The following is a 19,949-nucleotide window of genomic DNA, read 5'->3' as shown; positions in this document are numbered from 1 at the left end:
GCCTAGGGTACGCTCAGCCGCATGGCCAACGACGCAGTTGCGGGCAATGCGACTCGTGTGGCGGCGGCAGTGCCGGGCGACGGGGACGACCCGGTGCGTGCCGTTCTGGCCGCGTACACCCATGATCTGGTCACGGCGGTCCACGAGACCCTGACCACCTTCCTCACCGCCGAGGTCAACTCCCTCACCGAAGTCGACACATCGATGGGCAGCTTCGCCGCCGCCGCGCGAGAGGCCGTCCTGGCCGGCGGCAAACGGATCCGGTCCACGTTCGCCTACTGGGGTTGGCGCGGAGCGGTCGGCGGCGCCGAGCCACTGCCGCCGGTGCTACCCGCGCTGGCCGCGCTGGAGCTGCTGCACACCTTCGCGCTGGTGCACGACGACGTGATGGACGCGTCCAAGACCCGTCGCGGCCGTCCCACCGCGCACATCGCGCTCGCGGAGCAGCACATCGCCGCAGGCCACCGGGGTGATCCTGAGCGGTTCGGCGAGGCCGTCGCCGTGCTCATCGGCGACCTCTGCATGGTCTGGGCCGATCGGCTGCTGGCCCACGCCACGGTGTCACCGGCCCGCCTGTTCGAAGTCCGCCGCTGCTACGACCAGATGCGGGTGGAGACGGTCGCCGGGCAATATCTCGACGTGCTCGGCGAGAACGACCCGGTCAGCTGGTCGGTCGACCGGGCACTGCGGGTCGCCCGCTACAAGACCGCCAGCTACACCGTCCAGCGACCGCTGCTCTTCGGCGCCTGCCTGGCCGGGGTGCCCGCCGACGACCCGCTGGCCTCCGCGTACACCCGCTACGGCCTGGCCGTCGGCGAAGCGTTCCAGCTCCGCGACGACCTGCTCGGCGTCTACGGCGATCCGGCCGCCACCGGCAAGCCGGCCGGCGACGACCTTCGCACCGGCAAACCGACCACCCTGCTCATGCTGGCTCAGGAGCTGGCCACGCCGGCCCAGTTCAGGGCGTTGGAGCGGGCGGCCGACGGACCCGTCGACCGGCTCGCCGAACTGGTCGCCGAAACCGGCGCGGTGGCCCGGGTGGAGCGGATGATCGCCGAGCGGGTGAGCGACGCGCTGGTCGCGCTCGACACCGCACCCGTCGACCGGACGGCGCGGACCGCGCTGACCGGGCTGGCCACCGCCGTCACCAACCGGCGAGCCTGATGTTCGACTTCTTCCAGGAGGTGGTCACGTGCGGACGGTGACAGGACGGACGGACCGGGTGGTGGTCGTCGGGGCCGGGCTGGGCGGGCTCGCCTGCGCGCTGCACCTGGCGGGCAGCGGCCGACAGGTGACCGTGTTGGAGCGCGAGCCGGTGCCCGGCGGGCGAGCCGGCCGGCTCGGCGTGGACGGCTACGAGTTCGACACCGGCCCGACCGTGCTCACCATGCCCGACCTGATCGCCGAGGCGCTCGGCGCGGTCGGTGAAGAGTTGCGCGACTGGCTCGACCTGACCCCGCTCGACCCTGCCTACCGGGCGTACTACCCCGACGGCTCGACCCTGGACGTCCTCACCGACCCGACCCGGATGGCGGCCGAGATCTCCCGGGTCTGCGGGCCACGCGAGGCCGACGGCTACCTGCGCTTCGTCGACTACGCGCGGGAGCTGTGGCGCCTGGAGCGGACCGACTTCATCGAGCGCAACCTGGACGCGCCAACCGACCTGATCACTGGCAACCTGCTCAAGCTGCTCAGCGGTGGGGCCTTCCGACGCCTCCAAACAAAGATCAACCAATTCTTCCGAGACCCGCGTACCCAGCGGATCTTCTCCTTCCAGGCGATGTACGCCGGCCTCGCACCGCACGACGCGCTCGCCATCTACGCGGTCATCGCGTACCTCGACTCGGTGGCCGGCGTCTACTTCCCGCGCGGCGGCATCCACGCGGTCTCCAAGGCGATGGCCGGCGCCGCCGAGAAGCACGGCGTGCAGATCCGGTACGACACGACGGTGACCCGGGTCGAGACGGCGAACGGCCGCGCCACCGGCGTGCTCACCGCCGACGGCGAACTGGTGCCGGCCGACGTGGTCGTGCTCAACCCCGACCTGCCGGTCGCCTACCGGGACCTCCTCCCCGCCGCTCGGCAGCGCCGGCTCACCTACTCCCCGTCCTGCGTCGTTCTGCACGTCGGCTCCCGACAGGCCTATGCGAAGATCGCCCATCACAACATCCATTTCGGACGCGCGTGGAAGGGCACCTTCGATGAGGTCATCCGGCGGGGGGAACTCATGACCGACCCGTCGCTGCTGGTGACCAACCCGAGCCGGACCGACCCCACGGTGGCCCCACCGGACCGGCACACCTATTACGTGCTCGCCCCGGTGCCCAACCTGCAGCGTGCCCCGTTCGAGTGGCGTGGTGACCTGACCCAGCGCTACAGCGACCAACTGATCGGCACCCTGGAGGAGCGCGGCTACGTCGGCTTCGGTGCCGGGGTCGAGGTGCTGCGGGCGATCACCCCTGCCGAGTGGGAGGAGCAGGGGATGGCCGCTGGCACCCCGTTCGCCGCCGCCCACACCCTCTTCCAGACCGGCCCGTTCCGCCCCTCGAACCTGCACCGCGACCTGTCGAACGTGGTCTTCGTCGGCTCCGGGACCCAACCCGGGGTCGGCGTACCGATGGTGCTCATCTCCGGCAAGCTCGCCGCCGGCCGAATCACCGGGGAAGGCCGATGAACACCCGCGAGGAGCACCTGGTCGAGCTGGTCGACGAGACCGGCAAGGCCCACGGCGAGATGACCGTCGCGGCCGCACACCAGCCGCCGGGGCAGTTGCACCGGGCCTTCTCGGTGCTGCTGGTGGACCCGGACGGTCAGGTGCTGCTTCAGCGCAGGGCAGCGGTCAAGACCCGGTTCCCGCTGCGCTGGGCCAACTCCTGCTGCGGCCACCCCCGGCCGGGCGAGTCGCTCACCGAGGCGGCCAACCGGCGGCTGCGCGAGGAGTTGGGCACGGGCCCGGTCGAGCTGACCGAGGTCGGCGTCTACGTCTACTACGCCGAGGACCCGGCGACCGGTCGGGTCGAATTCGAGTACGACCACGTGCTGCGGGGCGACTTCCTGCCCGCGGCCCCGCTACTGCCGAGCCCGGACGAGGTGGCCGAGTTGCGTTGGGCCGACCCCGCCGCGCTGGAGGCCGAACTGGACGTCGACCCCCGGTCGTACGCGCCCTGGCTGGGCGGGGTGGTGAACCGGCTGCTGCGCCCCTCGGGGGCCACGCCGGCCGCACCCGGCTCGGCCGTGACCCCGCCCGGATCGTCGGCGGATGACACGGCGGAGCGGCCGGGTGGTCGATGAGGCGCTGAGCGCGGGCGCGGTCGCACGCCGGCTGGGGGTCGCGGTGACGACCCTGCGCACCTGGCACCAGCGCTACGGGCTCGGGCCCAGCGAGCACATCCCCGGTCACCACCGCCGATACACGGCCAGTGACCTGGCCCGTCTCGAGATCATGCGACGGCTCACCGCCGAGGGGGTGAGCCCTGCGGAGGCGGCCCGCTGGGCCCGCCAGGCACCGGATCAAACGCCCACCGGCACTGTCACCGCCGGCCGGATCCACCGACCCGGTCGGGACGGCGGCGGAACCATCCCGGTGGGCCGCGCCGGCCCGACAGCGCGCGGGTTGGCCCGGGCCGCCATGCGGCTGGACGCGGCGGCGATCAGCGAAACGATCGCGCATGCCCTGGCTACTGGCGGGGTCGTCGCCACCTGGGACGGCCTGCTGCGCCCGGTGCTCGCCGGCATTGGCGAACGCCACGCCGCCACCGCCGGTCTGATCGAGGTGGAACATCTGGTGTCCCGCTGTGTCTCGGAGGCTCTCGCCGCAGCGAGTCGGGCCAAGGTTCCCGCCGGGCCGGCCCGGATCCTGCTCTCCTGCGCCGACGAGGAGCAGCACACACTGCCGTTGGAGGCGTTGGCCGCCGCGCTCGCGGAGGCCGGGGTCAGCTACCGGGCGCTCGGCGCCCGGGTGCCGGTGCCCGCCCTCGTCGAGGCGGTCAACCGGACCGGACCGGCTGCTGTGGTGCTCTGGTCGCACACCCGCGCCACCGCCGACCCGGATCAGCTCAGCGCGCTGCTCGCGGCTCCCCGCCGCCCGCTGTTGGTGCTCGCCGCCGGCCCCGGCTGGCGAGCCGACGCGCTCCCCGCGGGGGTGGTGCGGCCGGTCGACCTGGCCGAGGCGGTCTCGCTCGCCGTCGCGGTCCGCGACTCGCTGGACCAGTCGAGGCGTGACTGATCGCACTGTCGCCCGCTGACGGTGTGAACTACCGTCGGGTGGTCCGCCTACCCCGACCCCCCGGGAGCGAGCAGATGCAAGCCCGCGCCGTCCTGGCGTCCGTCCTCGCCGTGGCGCTGGTCTTGTCCGGCTGTGCCCAACCGGACCGAACCATCGCACCCGCCGGCGCACCGCAGCCGGTGCAACCGACCACGCCCGCCCCCACTCCGTCGCCACACCCCACCGTCGCCAAGCCGCCCAAGCCTCCGCTGCGACCGCTGCCGGCCAAGCTCCCCACCGGCCTGCGGCGCAACACCGGCGTACGCCCAGTGGTCTTGACCTTCGACGACGGGCCCAGCCCGGCCTGGACACCCAGGGTGCTCGACCAACTGCGGGCCGCCAAGGTGACCGCCACCTTCTGCGTGGTCGGTCGCGAGGTGCAGCGTCACCCGGAGCTGGTCCGCCGGATCGTCCGCGAGGGCCACCAGCTCTGCAACCACAGCTGGCGACACGACCTCGACCTGGCTCGGCGACCTGTCGCCGAGATCAAGGCCGACCTGGATCGCACCAACAAGGCCATCCAGGCGGCGGCGCCCGGCGCGAAGGTGTCCTTCTACCGGCAGCCGGGTGGCCGGTGGACGTCGGAGGTGCTGGCGGTGGCGAAGGACCTTGGCATGCGCCCCCTGCACTGGTCGGTCGACCCGCAGGACTGGGACAAGCCGACCGCCGCCACGATCGGTAAGCGAGTCCACTCCTCCGCCCGCCCCGGTTCCATCGTGCTGCTGCATGACGGGGGCGGAAATCGGGCTGCGACGCTCGCCGCCTGCCCCCACGTGATCGCCGACCTGAAGCAGCGCTTCGGCATCACCCGGCTCCGCTAGACCGGCCTTGACCTGCAGTTATGCCCCGCTCAAAGCCCTTGCCCATACCGATTTTGTCGACCGACCGGGCATCACGTATGCTTTCCAAGCCTCCGGCGGGGCCGGATGGGAGCAAGTCCGCTTGAAGTTGCAATGTGCAATGATGGCGGGGCCGCCCTCATCGTCTAGCGGCCCAGGACGCCGCCCTTTCAAGGCGGTAGCACGGGTTCGAATCCCGTTGGGGGCACGACCGGCGTAAGCCGGAGCAATACCGGCGCAAGTCGGAGCAACACAAGCTAGGTCCTGTGGAGCAGTTGGAGTGCTCGCCGCCCTGTCAAGGCGGAGGTCGCGGGTTCAAGTCCCGTCAGGACCGCAGCGCTGACGCCGCGCCTCGCGCGGCGTTCTGCGTATCGGAGCATGTCACCCTGCCGCCGGTTCGTCCGGTTGCCGGGTAGCATGAGCCGAGCGGTACGGCCAGGTAGCTCAGTTGGTACGAGCGTCCGACTGAAAATCGGAAGGTCGGCGGTTCGACCCCGCCCCTGGCCACATAGCCTTTCGCCGGGCTACAGAGATCCCCGCCAGCGGAAACGCAGGTGGGGATCTTGCTGTTTGCGGCGCTTCGCCGACAATCCGGATCGACCACTCCCGGCCGCCCGCGTTAGTCCGGCGAGATCCGCTCGATCTCCCGGATATTGGGGCATCCCACCGCCCTGATACCGCGATGTCGCCGACATTGAGTCGATCATGTGTGGCGGCAGTGCCCGCCCAGGGCGGCTACGTCGGACCCGGCTGGGCGGACCTCACTGGTCGCGGCGCCCCTGCTGGCGGTGCTGCGCCATGCCCTCCTGAATCGCCTCCCAGACGCTGCGCCCGGCCTGTCGCAGCGTCTCGCCGGCCTGCTCGGCGAGCTGAGCCGCACTCTGCGCCGCAGCGTGCGCCCCGCCCGGCAGACCGCCGCCGCCGTCACCATTTCCGGACGGGCTCGGACCGGGGGCGGGCGACTGATCGGGTCGATTGCGGGGTTGCCCCGTCGGCGACCCCGCCGGGGCCTCAGCGCCCCAGCCCGCCCCGGCCGGCCGTCGCCCGTCACCCGGGCCTACGGGCCGCTGCCCCGCGGGGTGGTGCCGCTCCCCGTGCCGCCGACCTGGTCGAACACCGTCGGCGAGCGCGCCCGCCTCCGGGCCCGGTTCCTCGGGTACGCCATCGGAGCGCCGCGCCGACGCCCCGGCCAACTGCTGTGCGCCGCGATGGCCGTCGTCAACGGCGGTGGCGGCTGTCCGAGCGAGCGCCTCGATGATCTGCGGGTTGTTGTCGAGCGTGTCGAGCGCGCGCCCCAGAATGTTCGCCAACTGCTCCAACCGCACCCGCAGCTGCGCCTCGGCGTGCACTCCGTTGACGTCCAGCTCGCCACCGCTCAGGTGCACCCGTACGCCGGCGTCGACCTGCAGCAGGTTGGCCACCCGGGCCCGCAGCGAGAGGTCGGCGTCCAGGCCGTCGACCGCCAGCCGGATCACATCGACGGAGACCTTCGGAATGTCGAGCAGGACGTCCGGGTCCACACGACCTGGCTCCCGCTGCTGCGCGTTCTCGCTCATGCTCTCCCGCCCCGCCTGCACGCCGGCCCGGTCATCCGGGCCGTTCGGCGCGGTTACCCGCTTTCCGGCGGCGCATCCCGTCCGTGACGGCTCGGCAACGCGTCCGTTCGGTGCCGGCTCGGCAACCGAGTGTCCGGAACCGGGCACCGTGCGAAGCTGCACACCCAGGCATCAGCCGGTATGGTCCGGGCCTATGGGACAGGAGATGAGTGATCCGGCCGACATCCGGCAGGACTCCGACCGGTTCTCCTTACGCTGCAGCCTCCTCGTCCCGGCCTCCGCAGAGCATGCGTTCGGGGTCTTCACCGATGAGCTGACCGACTGGTGGGTCACCGAGTACACCTGGTCCGGTCCCGATGCCCTCGCCGAGCTGGGCATGGAGCCGCGGGCTGGCGGGATGCTCTACGAGCTCGGCCCGTACGGCTTCCGCGCCGACTGGGGCCGGGTGCTCACCTGGGACCCGCCGCGCAGGCTGGTCTTCGTCTGGCAGATCGGCCCGGACCGGGTGCCGGTGCCGGACCCGGCCCGAGCCAGCGAGGTGGAGGTGCTGTTTCAGCCCGATGGGTCGGAGCGCACCCGGGTCGAGCTGGAGCACCGACACTTCGACCGGCACGGCGAGGCTGCCGAGGGATATCGCAAGGCGCTCACCGCCGGCTGGCACGAGTTGCTCACCCGCTACGTGACCGCGGTGTCGCGCCACCGCCCCACCCCCGCCTGACCGTCGCCGTCACGCGCTCGTCAACGGCCGAGCTGCCGTTCCGGGGCGGCGTTACCGCTGAGGTCCCGACCACCCAGGTCCGCGTGGCGGCCGGCCTCCGCCCCCGAGCCGAAGCCGGTGCCGCCCAGCCTGCGTGGCGGCGCGGTGCGCAGCTGCGGGTATTCCTCGGCGAGCCGTCGCTGCACCCGGTCGGACCGGTCGGCCAGCACCAGCGCCACCGACGGTGTGCCCGACTCGGTGGCCGCCGCCGTCTCCGCCGCCCAGAGCCGGCCCCCGATCACCTGCGCGAAACCGGCCAGCCAGGACCGGCGAAAGGCAGCGGGATGGTCGTCCGCAGGCACCGCGGTGGCGGCGAGGCCATGCGCCGCCTGCACGAGCAGTGAGGTGAAGAGCAGGTCGACCCGTTCCAGGTCGCTGGCGAAGCCGAACAGGTGCAGCGCGAAGCCATTGCCCTGCCGGCGGCGTACGCAGCGGCAGCGCAGTGGCTCGGCAACCGCGGCGAGCAGGCCGACCTTGTCGCGGGCGTACGGGGCGACGATGTCGAGGACCCGGTCGCCGACCGGGTCGGTGGTCGGGTCACGAGCGGCGAGCAGTGCGCGGTCGACGCCGTAGCGGGCGATCAGCTCGGTCGCCTTGGCGGTGAACGCGGCCGACTCGGCGGGCGTACAGGCCGGGTCCTCGGCCTGAGCCAGCAGCTTGCGAACCTTGCTGAGCATGGCCTCGGACATGCCTACAGAGCTATCACACGGGCCGGACACCACAGGGCGCGCGCCGCAATAGATCGATGACTATCAACGTCACGTTCGGATGATCAGTCCAATACGAACGGTCCACCAACTGTTCCCGGAGGCATGCATGTCATCCCCCACCGCTCGCCTTTTCGCCGTCGCCACGGTCACCGCACTGCTCTTCACCGGCGCGCCCGCGCGGGCCGAACCGGTCACACCGGTCACGCCGACCGGCACCGGGGTGAACGCGTTCGCCCCGCTCGCCACCTGTTACGGCGGGGCGGTCCGGTCGTACTTCGAGACCGGCCGCTACGGCGGCTCAGCCGGCCAGTACCGCACCACGACCCGCTGTCGCGACATCAACGTCCGCAACGCGAGCGTGTACGCCACCGAGGCGTGCGTGATCTTCGTCGACAAGACGAGCGCCTGCAACTACTGGACCTACCTGCCGGCCAACTCGGGCTGGATCACGGTGGCGACCGACGTCCGGGACGGGGTCAACTTCCGGGTCCGCTTCGAGAACCTGCGGTACGAGTACGAGCCGCTGATCGCGTACCACGCCTTCTGAGTGGTTCGCGCGGTCGCGGCGTCCGCCCCCCGACGGACGCCGTGACCCGGCGGTACATCGACCGGCACGACCGTTCACCCGGCGCGGCTGCGCAGGGTGGCGATCGTCGAGCCGGCGAGCGTGAGCAGGCAGTCGGGGAGCAGCCCGTCGGCTGCCGCGGCGCCGAACAACGCCTCGCCGGTCGGTTCGTCCCGATTGGCGTACGCGCTGACGAAGCGGGCCACCCAACGGGTGTCGTACTCCGCCTGGTCGATTCCCGGGAAGTCCAGCGCTGCTCCGCTGGCCGCCGGCGCGTCACCGAGCATCGTCGCGGCCAGACACCAGGCGACCCCGTACGCGCCACTCAGGCCGGCTCGGTCGACGACCGCGTCGAACGCTCCCACCACCGCGTCTCCATCCCCGGTCAGCGCCGAGCGGAGCACGGCGGCCGCGTCGTCGAACGTCTGCTGTGGTAGGTCCGTCACCCAGCGCACAGTAGGACGCATGGTCAAGGCCCCGGCCGACCGTCACTGTCCGTGTTCAACGCGAGCTACCTGCGCTTTACGCCACCTCCACGGTCCCGCCGCCGGCCTCGGCACGCTAATGTGCGCAGCGGACCTTCGCCGGAGGAAGGACGACCATGCTCGTATCACGCCGCTCGCGGGTGGCCTCACTGGCTGCCTGCGCGACGATCCTGCTCGCCACAAGCGCTTGCGGGGATGACAAGGCCAAGGAGGCCAGCGCCCAACAGGTGCGCCTCTATGGCACGGACGGCAACATGCTCAACTCCTATCCCGCGGAGTTGAAGGAACGTGCAAGTCTCGTCGACGGGATGAAGGGCACCACGCCACTCGTCCCGCTGCCCGACGACTTCAAGAGTCGTCTGCGGGCCGTAAATCCGGCGCTGACGGACTACCTGTACTCCGCCGAGACGTACGACGCGGTGGTGATCGCCGTGCTCGCCGCCCAGTTGGCCGGAAGCACCGATCCGGCAGTCATCGCGAAGCAGATCGTCGCCGTGACCAACGACGGGCAGCGCTGCGAGGACACGGCGACCTGCCTCGCGCTGGCTCGTAACGGGCAGGACATCGAGTACCGCGGCGTCTCGCTGAGCCGGGCGGGCTTCACCGACAAGGGTGAGCCGGCCACCGCCAGCTACGCCACGCTGACCTTCGACGGGCAGCAGATCAACGACGGCAAGACGGAGTTCGTCGGCGCGGGCATCGAGTCGGCGGCGAGCACCAAGACGCCACCGAAGCCGAAGAAGCAGCGCCCTGGCGGGAATGCCGAGCAGGAACCGCTGATCCTCGGCGGCCTGTTGCCGAAGACCGGTGACCTGGCCATCGCGTACCCGCCCATGGCCGCCGGCGCCGCGCTGGCGATCAGTGAGATCAACGCCGCTGGTGGCGCGCTGGGCAAGCCGGTGACCTGGCTGGATGGCGACGACGGCACCAGCCCGACGGTGGCCAAGGCGACGGTGGCCAAGCACGTGACGGACGGCGTCAGCGTGATCATCGGCGCGGGTGGTTCGGGCATCTCCCGGGCGGTGCTGCCGGACGTGGTGCAGGCCGGGAAGATCCTCTTCTCGCCGTCCAACACCGACAGCAGCCTGACCGACGTGGAGGACAACGGCCTCTACTTCCGCACCGCCCCACCGGACAGCCTCCAGGGCCGGGCGCTGGCCGACGTCATCCTCCGCGACGGGTCGCAGAAGATCGTGATCGTCGCTCGCAAGGACTCCTACGGTGAGGGCCTGCAGGGCACCGTCCGCGAAGAGCTGGAGAAGGCCGGCGTCGCCGGCGACCGGCTCAAGCTGCTGACGTACGAGCCACCGGCGGACGCCAAGGCACCGCCGGTCGACTTCAGCGGCGGCGCGAAGGAGATCAAGGACTTCGGCGCGGACGCGGTGCTGATCATCGGCTTCGGCGAGTCCGCCCAGGTGATCCGCGGCTTGGCCGACACCGGGGTGCAGATCCGGCAGTAACACCACCACAGGGCCACGACGGCCGCACCGGCGCTCCCGCCGGTGCGGCCGTTTCCTTTCGAGGGCTCACCGCGGCCGGCGGCGCTCCAGGAACTCGGTCATCCGCCGGTGCTTCTCCTCGTCCTCGAAGAGCACCGCCTGGCTGACCAGATCGAGCTGTGGGTGCGCGGCCGCGGGCGCATCCACCGCCAGCTTGGTCAGCCGCAGCGCCAGCGCCGAGCCCAGGGCGATCTCGTCCAGCAACGCGTGCGCCACCGGGAGCAGCTCAGCGGGCTCGTCCACCACCCGGTTCACCAGACCGATCCGCAGCGCCTCCTCGGCATCCACCCGCCGGCCGGTGAAGAGCAACTCCTTGGCCCGGCCCTCACCGACCAACGCAGGCAGCCGGTGGGTCGCGCCAGCGCCGGCCAGGATGCCCAACCGCACCTCTGGCTGACCGAAGACCGCCCGCGCCGTGCACACCCGCAGATCGCAGGCGTACGCCAGCTCGGCGCCGCCGCCCAGCGCCGGGCCGTCGACGGCCGCCACGGTCGGCATCGGCAGCGCCCGGATCCGGGCGAAGGCGGCCGAGTTGATTGCAGCCAGGGCGTCCGTACGGCCCCGCTCCCGAAGCTGAGCGATGTCGGCACCACCGGCGAAGATGCCGGCCGCGCCACCGGTCAGCAGCAGTAGCCGTGGGCGGGCCTCCAACTCGGCGCAGACCTGGTGCAACTCGGCGATCAGGTCGGCGTCGATGGCGTTGCGCTTCTCCGGCCGGTCCAGGGTGACCACCAGCCGGTCCGGCTGCTCCTCGATCCGCAGCCCGTTCCTCGCGCTCACTGCTTGACCCCGCCGCTCCACTGGTAGAAGCCGCGCCCGGACTTCTTACCCAGCCGCCCCTCGGCCACCATCTCGACGAGCAGCGGCGGCGGCGCGAAGCGATCCCCGTACGCGGCCTGGAGGGTGCGGGCGATGTCCAGCCGCACGTCGAGGCCGACCAGGTCGGTGAGCTCCAACGGGCCGATCGGGTGCCGGTAACCCAGCACCATCGCCTTGTCGATGTCGGCCGGGCTGGCCACCCCGTCGGCGACCATCCGGATCGCCTCCAGCCCGAGGGTGACCCCGAGCCGGGAGGTGGCGAAACCGGGCAGGTCGCGTACGACGACGGGGTCCTTGCCCAACCGGCCGGCGAGCGCGACGGCCGCCTCGGTGGTCTTCTCGGCGGTGGCCGGGCCGACCACGATCTCCAGAAGCGCCATCGCCCAGACCGGGTTGAAGAAGTGCAGGCCGAGGAAGCGCTCGGGCGCGTCCAGCTCGGCGGCCAGCTCACCGATGGCGATGCTGGAGGTGTTGCTGCCCAGCAGCGCCGGGTGCAGCGCGGCGGCGTCACGCAGCACCGCCCGCTTCAGGTCGAGTCGCTCCGGCACCGCCTCCACGATCACCTCGGGGGCGGGAGCGACCTCGGCCAGAGTGGGGCGCAGCGTGACCCGCTGCCGGGTCGCAGCGGCCTCGTCGGCGCTCAACTTCCCGCGCTGAACCGCCCGCTCCCACAGCTCGGCGAGCCGGTTCAGGGCTGTCGCACCCCGCTCCGGGTCCACCTCGACCAGCTCGACGGCGTGCCCGGCCCCGGCCGCCACGTACGCGATGCCGAGCCCCATCGTGCCGGCACCGACGACCACGAAACGATCGCTCATCACGCCTCCCTGTCCCGCCCGCCGGCGCGCGGGGTCCCCGCCACACCGGCCCGGGTGTTCCGCCCGCTCGGCTCGCTCATGGTGCGACCCTAGACAGCTCGACGACCCGGCCCATGCTTGGGGGAGCGCGGGATCGGGTATTGACGGCCCGTCAACCGAGGGAAGGACCAGTCGACATGAGCCAGGCACCGGAGCACGTCACCGACGGGGAGATCGTGGAGACCCGGGGCGACGAGCGGGTCGAGCTGCTGCGCGCGGACACCAACAACGACGGCCAGACGGACGTGTGGGTGGTGGACACCGACGGCGACGGCAAGGCCGACCTGTTCCAGTTCGACACCGACGGCGACGGCAAGGTGGACATCACCATGGTCGACATCGACGAGGACGGCACCCCCGACGAGGTGGTCGACGGCGACGGCGGCTTCCCGCCCGAGCAGCTCCCCCCGACCGTCCAGGTCTGAGTGGTACGCCGGCCCCTGCGCTTCGCACCGTGCAGCGCAGGGGCCGACGCTCAGTCGGCGAGGCGCAGGGTGGCCAGGTAGTAGGGGGCGTCCCGGTCGTCCACATCGGTCAGCCGCCACCCGGTGCCGTGCACCAGCGCGGCGAACTCGTCGGCGGAGCAGACCAGATAGTCGAACCACTCGGTACCCAGCTCCCGGTAGCGCAGCCGGAGGCGTAGCTGGCCGCCGAGCCGGCCCCGACGGCGGTTGCGTTCGTGGTAGCCGGTGTGCAGCGGGTCGCGGGTGCCGTACGGGTCGGTGCCGTGCGCGATGATCTGCGCCCCGGGTCGGGCCAGCGCGGCGAGCGCGGCCAGGAACCCCCGGGCACGCTCCCGGCCCTCGAACAGTCCGAGGTTGTTGCCGAGCAGCAGGAACGTGTCGTACCGCTGACCGTCGGCGACGTGCGTGTCGACGGTGCCCTGCACCAGCCGCCGGACGCCGCGACGCCGGCTCACCGCCAGCGCGCCCGCGGAGATGTCCAGCCCGGTGACCGGCACGCCGCGCTCCTGGAGCAGCAGCGCGATCCGGCCGGCGCCGGTGCCGACGTCGAGTGTCTCGCCGCGGACCCGGTCCACCGCCCGATGGTCGTACGGCTGCCACTCCTGCGGCCCGTCCAGGTAGTGCGCGGCCGGCGCGCCATTGATGAGGCCGTCATCCCGTTCGATGATCTCGATGACCGGCCGAGGTAGTCGACCGCCGACCAGCGGTCGAGGGCCCACCCCGGTGGCCACGGCCAGCGCGTCCCGCAGCAGTTCACCGATCACGTCACCGATTAGAGGATCACCCGTCACGACGTTCACGCTATCCGGCCACTCGACGGCCCACAGCGGCCGTATCCTGGCGGCGTGACCACGTTGGACCGGCTGTCGGCCGAGAAATATCTCCTGCTCACGACCTTCCGCAAGGACGGTCGGGCGGTGCCGACCCCGGTCTGGGCGGTCCGGGACGGCGAGGCCCTGGCGGTCTGGACCCGGGCCGATTCGGGCAAGGTCAAGCGGATCCGCAACAACGGCGAGGTGACCGTGGCACCCTGCGACGTGCGGGGTCGGCCACACGGTGCGGAGGTGTCAGCGCGCGCCACGATCTGTGGGGGTCGTGACACCGGTCGGGTTCGCGACCTGCTCAAGCACAAGTACCGGCTGATCGGCCGGCTGAGCCTGCTGGGCAGCCGGTTTCGCCACGGCGAGGGCGGGACGGTCGGCATCCGTGTGACGCTGACTGAGGGCCAGCGCTGAGGTCGGTCTGACGTCGGCCGAGCATGGAAAGGGGCGGCGGATCGAGATCCACCGCCCCTGACCGGAAAAACCTGTGCCGCTCAGTCGCCCTGCCGCTGCTGCGGGATCTGACCCTGCAGCAGCGCCCTGACCTCCGACTCGCGGTATCGACGGTGGCCACCCAGGGTGCGGATGGCGCTGAGCTTGCCCGCCTTTGCCCACCGGGTCACCGTCTTCGGGTCGACACGGAACATCGACGCCACCTCGGCCGGCGTGAGTAGCGGCTCTGGTTCGTGCGTTCGCGATGCCATCGGTCACTCCTCCACATGTATAGACATCGGCCGGGGTCCCGCCGGCCGACGCGTCTCCCATGGTCCGGCTAGTCCCCGATGTCCGACATGGGCCGAACGGATGAAGGTCCCTAGACGGACGGATGAACCATGCCCGATTTTTACGACTTTTACACCGTAGAAACTACCTTATTAGGACTCATGATCACGGTTCGTGATGCGTCAACTACGAGCACCCCTCACCTTGGGAGCGCTCCTCGGGCGATATGCCCTAGTTGCACCGCTCCAACAGCTGCACCGCGCGCCACCGGGCAACCAGCTTGTCGTACGCGGTGGACGCCTCCTCGGCCTCACCGCGCGACAGCCCTCCGAGGCCGGCGGCGACCAGCTCAGGCGAGTCGTCCGCGGCGAGGGTCTCGTCAGAGAGCAGGTCGACCAGGCCGCCGTAGTCCAACTCGACCACCGACCGTGGATGGAACTCCTCCAGCCAGCGAGCCGCCTCCTCCACCGCCTCGGTGATCGGCGCCTCGCCCACCGACTTGCGCAGCACGGACAGCGCCCGTGACGAGCGGCGGCGGGCCTTGGAGATCTCGGTGCGGTAGCGCAGCGCCCGTCGGCCCGGCTGGGTGACCAGGTCCCGCTCGGCCGGCTCGAAGAGCACGAACCAGCGCAGCGGCACTCCCCAGGTGGCGATCTGCTCGTGCACCCGGGGCACCCCGTGCTCCAGCACCCGGGCCCCGCTGCGCCAGTCGTCGACGACCGCCCTGGCCTGTCCGGCGAGCACCGGCGGCACGAAGGCGTCGGCGAGCACCGAGGGCACCCCGTCCCGGGCGCTGAGAGCCGCCTCAGCGACCCGGATCCGCAAGTTCCACGGGCAGACCAGCAGGCTGTCGTCCGTCTCCAGGACGTACGCCTCCTCCGGCAGGTCGGGCAGCCGGGTCCAGCCAGCACCCAGCGCCTCGATCACCGCCGTCCGCTGCCGGCCGGGACCCTCGACCGGGGCCACCGCCCGCCCCTCCGAGACATAGCGGCGCCAGTAGCTCTGCCGGTCTCGATCGAAGGCGGTCAACGGTTCGTACACGCGCAGGTAAGAAGCGAAGAGCGACGGCACGGCGCGATCCTCCCACGAACCGCACCCGTACGCGGTCAGCGGCCGGGACCACGCGCGCCGCAACGTGGGACGGGCGGCGGCGCGTCGAGCGCCCTCACGGCGGCCGATACTAGGCTCGATCAGACCGGCAGCATCCCCGCCGGGGTCCAACAGGTCCGCGTCCCACAAGGGCGCACACCACTCCAGGAGCCAACCATGGGTGTATTCGCGAGCACCGACGACCCGGTTTCGACCGGTCACGAACAGGTCGTGTTCTGCCAGGACAAGCAGAGCGGCCTGAAGGCGATCATCGGGATCTACTCCACCGCGCTGGGGCCGGCGCTCGGCGGTACCCGCTTCTACCCGTACGCCAGCGAGGAGGACGCCCTCGCCGACGTGCTCGACCTGTCGCGCGGGATGGCGTACAAGAACGCGCTCGCCGGGCTGGACCTGGGCGGTGGCAAGGCCGTCATCTGGGGTGACCCTGAGCAGATCAAGAGCGAGGCGTTGCTGCGCGCGTACGGCCGCTTCGTGGAGTCGCTGGGCGGTCGCTACTACACCGCCTGCGACGTCGGCACGTACGTGGCGGACATGGACGTCGTGGCCCGGGAGACCCGCTACGTGACCGGGCGCAGCGTGGAGCACGGCGGTGCCGGTGACTCGTCGATCCTCACCGCCTGGGGCGTCTTCCAGGGCATGCGGGCGGCAGCCGAGCAGGTCTGGGGCACCCCGAGCCTGCAGGGCCGCCGGATCGGTGTGGCCGGGCTGGGCAAGGTTGGCAAGTACCTCACCGGGCACCTGCTCGACGACGGTGCCGAGGTGGTCGCCACCGACGTCAACCCGAAGGCGCTGGCCTGGGTGCGCGCCAACCACCCGCAGGTCGCCCTCGTCGACGACGCCAGCGCGCTGGTCGCCGCGGACATCGACGTGTACGCGCCGTGCGCGCTGGGTGGCGCCCTGAACGACGACACCGTGCCGGCGCTCCGCGCCAAGGTGGTGGCCGGGGCGGCGAACAACCAGCTCGCCCACCCGGGCATCGAGAAGCTGCTGGCCGACCGGGGCATCCTCTACGTCCCGGACTACGTGGTCAACGCGGGCGGTGTCATCCAGGTGGCCGACGAGATCGAGGGCTTCAACTTCGACCGGGCGAAGCTGCGGGCGACCCGGATCTACGACACCACCCGCGAGATCCTGCGCCTGGCTGACGCCGAGGGCGTGCCGCCGGCGGTCGCCGCTGATCGGCTGGCGGAGCGGCGGATGGCGGAAGTCGGCCGTCTCCGCGCGATCCACCTGCGCTGAGCGTTCCCGGGGGCGGATCGACGGGATCCGCCTCCGGGCCCCCTTTGTCGGCGCAGGCCAGTAAGCTGAACCCGGGTCAACTTTGATGCGGTTTGTCCGGTGTCACGGGTGCTAACCGTTCCGCTCCTTACCCGGTACACTGGGTGACGGCCGGATCGACGCGACGCGCAGAGCCGGCTGACGGTAACCCGAGGTGCCGAACGGTGGCATCCCCATGTACCGTAAGAGCCACGAGAGATGCCTGACGTCATCGGGGCCCGCCTTCGGGCTGCCCCGCATTCTGTGCGAGGGGGTCGAGCCATGGGGCGCGGCCGTGCTAAGGCCAAGCAGACAAAGGTGGCCCGGGAGTTGAAGTACCACTCCCCGAACACCGACCTCACCGCCTTGCAGCGCGAACTGGCGGGTGCTGGTAAGTCTGAGCACCACTTCGACGACGACTCTAAAGAGTTCGTCGACGACGATGATGAGGATCACGCGGACGACGATCCGGATCCCTGGGTCCGTCCGACCCGCTGACCTCTCGACGCAACTGAGCACGCGGTCAGTCCGCGTGCTCACGCACGTCCCGTGCAGGTGCAGTTGCCGACGATCAGGGGCCTGACCCGACCGGAACCACTCCGGTCGCTCGACAGGCCCCCGATCGTGGCTCCCGTCAGCGCGGGCGGTTGTTCCAGTTGTAGAACGTCGGGATGTTCTCGAAGTGGTTCCATGCGCAGACCGCGCTGGCACCGTCGCCTCCCGATACCTCGGAGCGCAGCCGCCGCGCGTCCTCGGCCTCCTGCAGCAGCTCGACGAGCGCAGGACCCGCCTCCCGCACCCGTTCGATGACGCCGTCGTCCGCTTCGCGCTCAGGCCGCCGGTGACTGGTGATCTCGGGCATGCTCCAACACTCCCTCCAATAGGCGGATCTTGCTGTTGCGGCAGTGCTCGGTTTCCGTGCCGTCAAAACGCCCCAGCTCGAAGTAACGGTTGGCGGCATGGCCACCGCCGCAGAAGCCGAAGTACGGGCAGGACACCCGGCACGCCTCCACCCCAGCCAGAAACTCTCCCACCCACGGCGTCGCCGCCGCACCGCTGAGGATCTCCGCCAGTGGGGTAGTCAGCACGTTGCCGCTGCTGAAGTCGCCGTAGTGGGGGTCGGTGAAGCCGGCCAACTCCGGGGAGAGCACGGTCACCGAGCCGTCGTGACCGATCGTCGGGATCGGGTCCAGTCGGCGGGGCAGCACCCCGTCCGCCGAGTTGTCGAGCACCGCCGCGGCGTAACGCAGCGACCACTCGATCTCGCGCAGGTGAATCCGGGGCTCCCGACGCCAGGCCGCGACCAACTCGGCCCAGAAGCCGGTCACCGCCGCCGGGTCGTGGCTGTTGTCGCGGGTGTTGACCCCTTCGGTCTCCTCGATGTTGATGCCCAACACGTCGCAGCCCAACTCGAGGAAGTAGTCGTACAGCTCGGTGGCGAGCCCCGGCTCCGGCCGGGACACCACGGCCAACGCGGAGAAGGGCAGGCCGCGCTGACGCAGGGTGGTGATGCCGCGCAGGATCCGGTCGTACGCCGGCTGGCCGCCCCGGTTGACCCGGTCGCCGTTGCGCGCCCGGGGCCCGTCGACGCTCACGCTCACCCGCATCTCGTGCCGGGCGAAGAAGTCGCACCAGTCGTCGTCGATCAGGGTCGCGTTGGTCTGCACGTGGTGCTCGACCTCGGGCCCGAACGGCGCGATCAGGTCGGCCAGGTGCTCCCGGCCGGCCGCCAGCGGCTCACCGCCGTGCCACACCACCGAGAACCGGCCGGCCGCCGCCCAGGGTTCGACCGCCGCCGCGACCGCCTCGGCCACCGACACCGGCATCCGCCGGTCGGCGGCACGAAACGGCAGATAGCAGTACGCACAGTCGAGGTTGCAGAGGGTGGTCGGCTGCATGACGACGTACGACGGAACGGCAGCCAGACCGCGCATCCCGCTGAACGAGCGTCCCCGAGCAGCCATCACCCTCCTCCGCCTAGCCCTGAGCCCTTCAGGCTAGGCGGCATTGGCCACTCGGGTGAAGCCCTGATCAGGTGCCCGTACGATCACCAGAGCGTGATCAGCCCCGGGTGTGCTGACCGACCATCTGCACGTTGCCGGTGCCCTCGATGATCTCGCCGGCCTGCCACGCCTCGACCCCACGGCCGGTCAGCGTGGCCAGCGCCCGGTCAGCGTCCTCGGCCGACACGATGGCGAACATGCCAACGCCCATGTTGAAGGTCGACTCCATGTCCTGGTCGTCGATCCGACCCTTCGACTGGATCAGGTCGAAGATCGGCTGCGGCTTCCAGGTGGACCGGTTGACCACCGCGTCGACGTGCTCCGGCAGGACCCGGACCAGGTTGCCGGGGATGCCGCCGCCGGTGATGTGGGACAGTGCCCGCACCTCGGCCTCGGCGATCAGCTTGAGGCAGTCCTTGGCATAGATCTTGGTCGGGGTGAGCAGCTCCTCACCGAGGGTCCGCTGCCGACCGAAGTCGTCGATCACGATGTCCAGTCGCATCCGGGCCGCGCCGAGCAGCACGTGCCGGACCAGCGAGTAGCCGTTGGAGTGCAGGCCGGACGAACGCATGGCGATCACCACGTCGCCCACCTCGACCCGGTCCGGGCTGAGGATGTCGGCTTCCTCGACCACGCCGACACCGGTCGCGGAGATGTCGTACTCGTCCGGACGGAGCACGCCGGGGTGCTCGGCGGTCTCCCCGCCCAGCAGCGCGCAGCCCGCGTAGCGGCAGCCGTCGGCGATGCCCGCGCCGATCTCGGCGACCTTGTCCGGAACGACCTCGCCGGTGGCGATGTAGTCGAGCAGGAAGAGCGGCTCGGCACCGCAGGCCACCAGGTCGTCGACGACCATCGCGACCAGGTCGATGCCGACCGTGTCGTGGATGTCCATCTGCTGGGCGATCACCAGCTTGGTGCCCACCCCGTCGGTGGAGGACGCCAGGATCGGGCTCTTGTACTTCTTCGTGTCCAGCCGGAACAGGCCGGCGAAGCCACCGAGGTCACCCAGCACCTCGGGGCGGCGGGTCTGCCGCACCTTCGACTTGAGCAGCTCCACCGCGCGGTCGCCCGCGTCGATGGAGACGCCGGCGTCGGCGTACGAGACCGAGCGTTTGCGCGCCTGGCGGCCGGCACCGCCCGTCCAGGGCTGGCGGTCGCCGCCGGCGCCGGTCGGGCTGCTTCCTGCGCCGCTGCGCTCGGACACGTGCGTCACGGTTCTCCCC

The 19,949-nt window shown here is 71.2% G+C and carries 23 protein-coding genes and 3 tRNA genes; 15 read left to right on the top strand and 11 right to left on the bottom strand.

What is annotated here, in order from left to right; translation table 11 throughout:
* Nucleotides 1-21: 21 nt before the first annotated feature.
* From HNR20_RS15320 to HNR20_RS15285, 8 genes are all read left to right on the top strand, one after another.
* Nucleotides 22-1,164 carry a polyprenyl synthetase family protein gene (locus HNR20_RS15320; protein ID WP_184180450.1) on the top strand — a complete coding sequence of 381 codons (1,143 nt, stop codon included), beginning with the start codon at nt 22-24 and terminating at the stop codon, nt 1,162-1,164.
* A gap of 28 nt (nt 1,165-1,192) precedes the next feature.
* Complete coding sequence (crtI, locus tag HNR20_RS15315) at nt 1,193-2,674, top strand: phytoene desaturase family protein (protein WP_184180448.1); 1,482 nt, start codon at nt 1,193-1,195, stop codon at nt 2,672-2,674.
* Complete coding sequence (gene idi / locus HNR20_RS15310) at nt 2,671-3,291, top strand: isopentenyl-diphosphate Delta-isomerase (RefSeq protein ID WP_184180446.1); 621 nt, start codon at nt 2,671-2,673, stop codon at nt 3,289-3,291. The genes crtI and idi overlap by 4 nt, the downstream gene beginning before the upstream one ends.
* Entirely contained in the window at nt 3,281-4,225 is a 945-nt protein-coding gene (locus HNR20_RS15305) for a MerR family transcriptional regulator (protein ID WP_184188490.1), read from the top strand. Before idi ends, HNR20_RS15305 begins: the two co-directional genes overlap by 11 nt.
* Before the next feature lie 74 nt (nt 4,226-4,299).
* Entirely contained in the window at nt 4,300-5,085 is a 786-nt protein-coding gene (locus HNR20_RS15300; RefSeq protein WP_184180444.1) for a polysaccharide deacetylase family protein, read from the top strand.
* A gap of 153 nt (nt 5,086-5,238) precedes the next feature.
* Nucleotides 5,239-5,311 (top strand) — tRNA-Glu (locus HNR20_RS15295).
* 52 nt (nt 5,312-5,363) lie between these two features.
* Nucleotides 5,364-5,437 (top strand) — tRNA-Asp (locus HNR20_RS15290).
* A 99-nt stretch (nt 5,438-5,536) separates the two neighbouring features.
* Nucleotides 5,537-5,610: transfer RNA gene (locus HNR20_RS15285), tRNA-Phe, on the top strand.
* A 254-nt stretch (nt 5,611-5,864) separates the two neighbouring features.
* Here the strand turns inward: HNR20_RS15285 and HNR20_RS15280 are convergent.
* Nucleotides 5,865-6,659, bottom strand: a complete 795-nt coding sequence (locus HNR20_RS15280) for a hypothetical protein (RefSeq protein ID WP_184180442.1) — start codon at nt 6,657-6,659, stop codon at nt 5,865-5,867.
* A 193-nt stretch (nt 6,660-6,852) separates the two neighbouring features.
* On the opposite strand from HNR20_RS15280, the gene HNR20_RS15275 reads away from it, so the two are divergent.
* A complete protein-coding gene (locus tag HNR20_RS15275) occupies nt 6,853-7,377 on the top strand; it encodes an SRPBCC family protein (RefSeq protein ID WP_184180440.1) in 525 nt (174 codons plus the stop codon).
* A gap of 20 nt (nt 7,378-7,397) precedes the next feature.
* Here HNR20_RS15275 and HNR20_RS15270 read toward each other — a convergent pair whose 3' ends face one another.
* Nucleotides 7,398-8,105, bottom strand: a complete 708-nt coding sequence (locus HNR20_RS15270) for a DUF2786 domain-containing protein (protein WP_184180438.1) — start codon at nt 8,103-8,105, stop codon at nt 7,398-7,400.
* 127 nt (nt 8,106-8,232) lie between these two features.
* Between HNR20_RS15270 and HNR20_RS15265 the strand changes: the two genes are divergently transcribed.
* The gene (locus HNR20_RS15265; protein ID WP_184180436.1) at nt 8,233-8,673 is read left to right on the top strand and encodes a hypothetical protein; all 441 of its coding nucleotides are present in this window, start codon (nt 8,233-8,235) and stop codon (nt 8,671-8,673) included.
* Nucleotides 8,674-8,747: 74 nt separating this feature from the next.
* Here HNR20_RS15265 and HNR20_RS15260 read toward each other — a convergent pair whose 3' ends face one another.
* Complete coding sequence (locus HNR20_RS15260) at nt 8,748-9,137, bottom strand: hypothetical protein (protein ID WP_184180434.1); 390 nt, start codon at nt 9,135-9,137, stop codon at nt 8,748-8,750.
* A gap of 155 nt (nt 9,138-9,292) precedes the next feature.
* Between HNR20_RS15260 and HNR20_RS15255 the strand changes: the two genes are divergently transcribed.
* Nucleotides 9,293-10,636, top strand: coding sequence for an ABC transporter substrate-binding protein (locus HNR20_RS15255; RefSeq protein WP_184180432.1), 1,344 nt, complete (start codon nt 9,293-9,295; stop codon nt 10,634-10,636).
* Nucleotides 10,637-10,702: 66 nt separating this feature from the next.
* On the opposite strand, the gene HNR20_RS15250 is transcribed toward HNR20_RS15255, so the two are convergent.
* Both HNR20_RS15250 and HNR20_RS15245 read right to left on the bottom strand, forming a co-directional pair.
* Nucleotides 10,703-11,455, bottom strand: coding sequence for an enoyl-CoA hydratase/isomerase family protein (locus HNR20_RS15250; RefSeq protein WP_373290973.1), 753 nt, complete (start codon nt 11,453-11,455; stop codon nt 10,703-10,705).
* Nucleotides 11,452-12,309, bottom strand: coding sequence for a 3-hydroxyacyl-CoA dehydrogenase family protein (locus HNR20_RS15245; protein WP_184180428.1), 858 nt, complete (start codon nt 12,307-12,309; stop codon nt 11,452-11,454). The genes HNR20_RS15250 and HNR20_RS15245 overlap by 4 nt, the downstream gene beginning before the upstream one ends.
* 176 nt (nt 12,310-12,485) lie before the next feature.
* Here HNR20_RS15245 and HNR20_RS15240 point away from each other — a divergent pair, with 176 nt between their 5' ends.
* Nucleotides 12,486-12,773, top strand: a complete 288-nt coding sequence (locus HNR20_RS15240; RefSeq protein ID WP_184180426.1) for a hypothetical protein — start codon at nt 12,486-12,488, stop codon at nt 12,771-12,773.
* Nucleotides 12,774-12,823: 50 nt separating this feature from the next.
* On the opposite strand, the gene HNR20_RS15235 is transcribed toward HNR20_RS15240, so the two are convergent.
* Nucleotides 12,824-13,603, bottom strand: coding sequence for a class I SAM-dependent methyltransferase (locus HNR20_RS15235; protein ID WP_184180424.1), 780 nt, complete (start codon nt 13,601-13,603; stop codon nt 12,824-12,826).
* Between the two features lie 54 nt (nt 13,604-13,657).
* Between HNR20_RS15235 and HNR20_RS15230 the strand changes: the two genes are divergently transcribed.
* Nucleotides 13,658-14,047 (top strand): PPOX class F420-dependent oxidoreductase, encoded by a 390-nt coding sequence (locus HNR20_RS15230; RefSeq protein ID WP_184180422.1) that lies wholly within the window; start codon nt 13,658-13,660, stop codon nt 14,045-14,047.
* A gap of 80 nt (nt 14,048-14,127) precedes the next feature.
* Here the strand turns inward: HNR20_RS15230 and HNR20_RS15225 are convergent, their stop codons facing one another.
* Nucleotides 14,128-14,337, bottom strand: a complete 210-nt coding sequence (locus tag HNR20_RS15225; RefSeq protein ID WP_007073996.1) for a BldC family transcriptional regulator — start codon at nt 14,335-14,337, stop codon at nt 14,128-14,130.
* 250 nt (nt 14,338-14,587) lie between these two features.
* On the bottom strand, nt 14,588-15,427 hold the full coding sequence (locus HNR20_RS15220) for a DUF8083 family protein (RefSeq protein WP_184180420.1): 840 nt from the start codon (nt 15,425-15,427) through the stop codon (nt 14,588-14,590).
* 195 nt (nt 15,428-15,622) lie between these two features.
* On the opposite strand from HNR20_RS15220, the gene HNR20_RS15215 reads away from it, so the two are divergent.
* Both HNR20_RS15215 and HNR20_RS15210 read left to right on the top strand, forming a co-directional pair.
* Nucleotides 15,623-16,705, top strand: a complete 1,083-nt coding sequence (locus HNR20_RS15215; RefSeq protein ID WP_184180418.1) for a Glu/Leu/Phe/Val family dehydrogenase — start codon at nt 15,623-15,625, stop codon at nt 16,703-16,705.
* A gap of 300 nt (nt 16,706-17,005) precedes the next feature.
* Nucleotides 17,006-17,221: a DUF3073 domain-containing protein gene (locus HNR20_RS15210; protein WP_030332207.1), complete on the top strand. Its 216-nt coding sequence runs from the start codon at nt 17,006-17,008 to the stop codon at nt 17,219-17,221.
* Between the two features lie 136 nt (nt 17,222-17,357).
* Here the strand turns inward: HNR20_RS15210 and amcA are convergent, their stop codons facing one another.
* From amcA to purM, 3 genes are all read right to left on the bottom strand, one after another.
* On the bottom strand, nt 17,358-17,585 hold the full coding sequence (gene amcA, locus HNR20_RS15205) for a multiple cyclophane-containing RiPP AmcA (RefSeq protein WP_184180416.1): 228 nt from the start codon (nt 17,583-17,585) through the stop codon (nt 17,358-17,360).
* A complete protein-coding gene (gene amcB / locus HNR20_RS15200; protein WP_308425408.1) occupies nt 17,554-18,657 on the bottom strand; it encodes a cyclophane-forming radical SAM peptide maturase AmcB in 1,104 nt (367 codons plus the stop codon). Before amcB ends, amcA begins: the two co-directional genes overlap by 32 nt.
* Nucleotides 18,658-18,784: 127 nt before the next feature.
* Nucleotides 18,785-19,939: a phosphoribosylformylglycinamidine cyclo-ligase gene (gene purM, locus HNR20_RS15195; RefSeq protein ID WP_184180412.1), complete on the bottom strand. Its 1,155-nt coding sequence runs from the start codon at nt 19,937-19,939 to the stop codon at nt 18,785-18,787.
* Nucleotides 19,940-19,949: the final 10 nt, after the last annotated feature.

The organism is Micromonospora parathelypteridis, from assembly GCF_014201145.1.
Classification (GTDB): Bacteria; Actinomycetota; Actinomycetes; order Mycobacteriales; family Micromonosporaceae; genus Micromonospora; species Micromonospora parathelypteridis.
The sequence above is the reverse complement of the archived record's forward strand: the minus strand, read 5'-3'. Positions and strand labels throughout refer to the sequence as shown.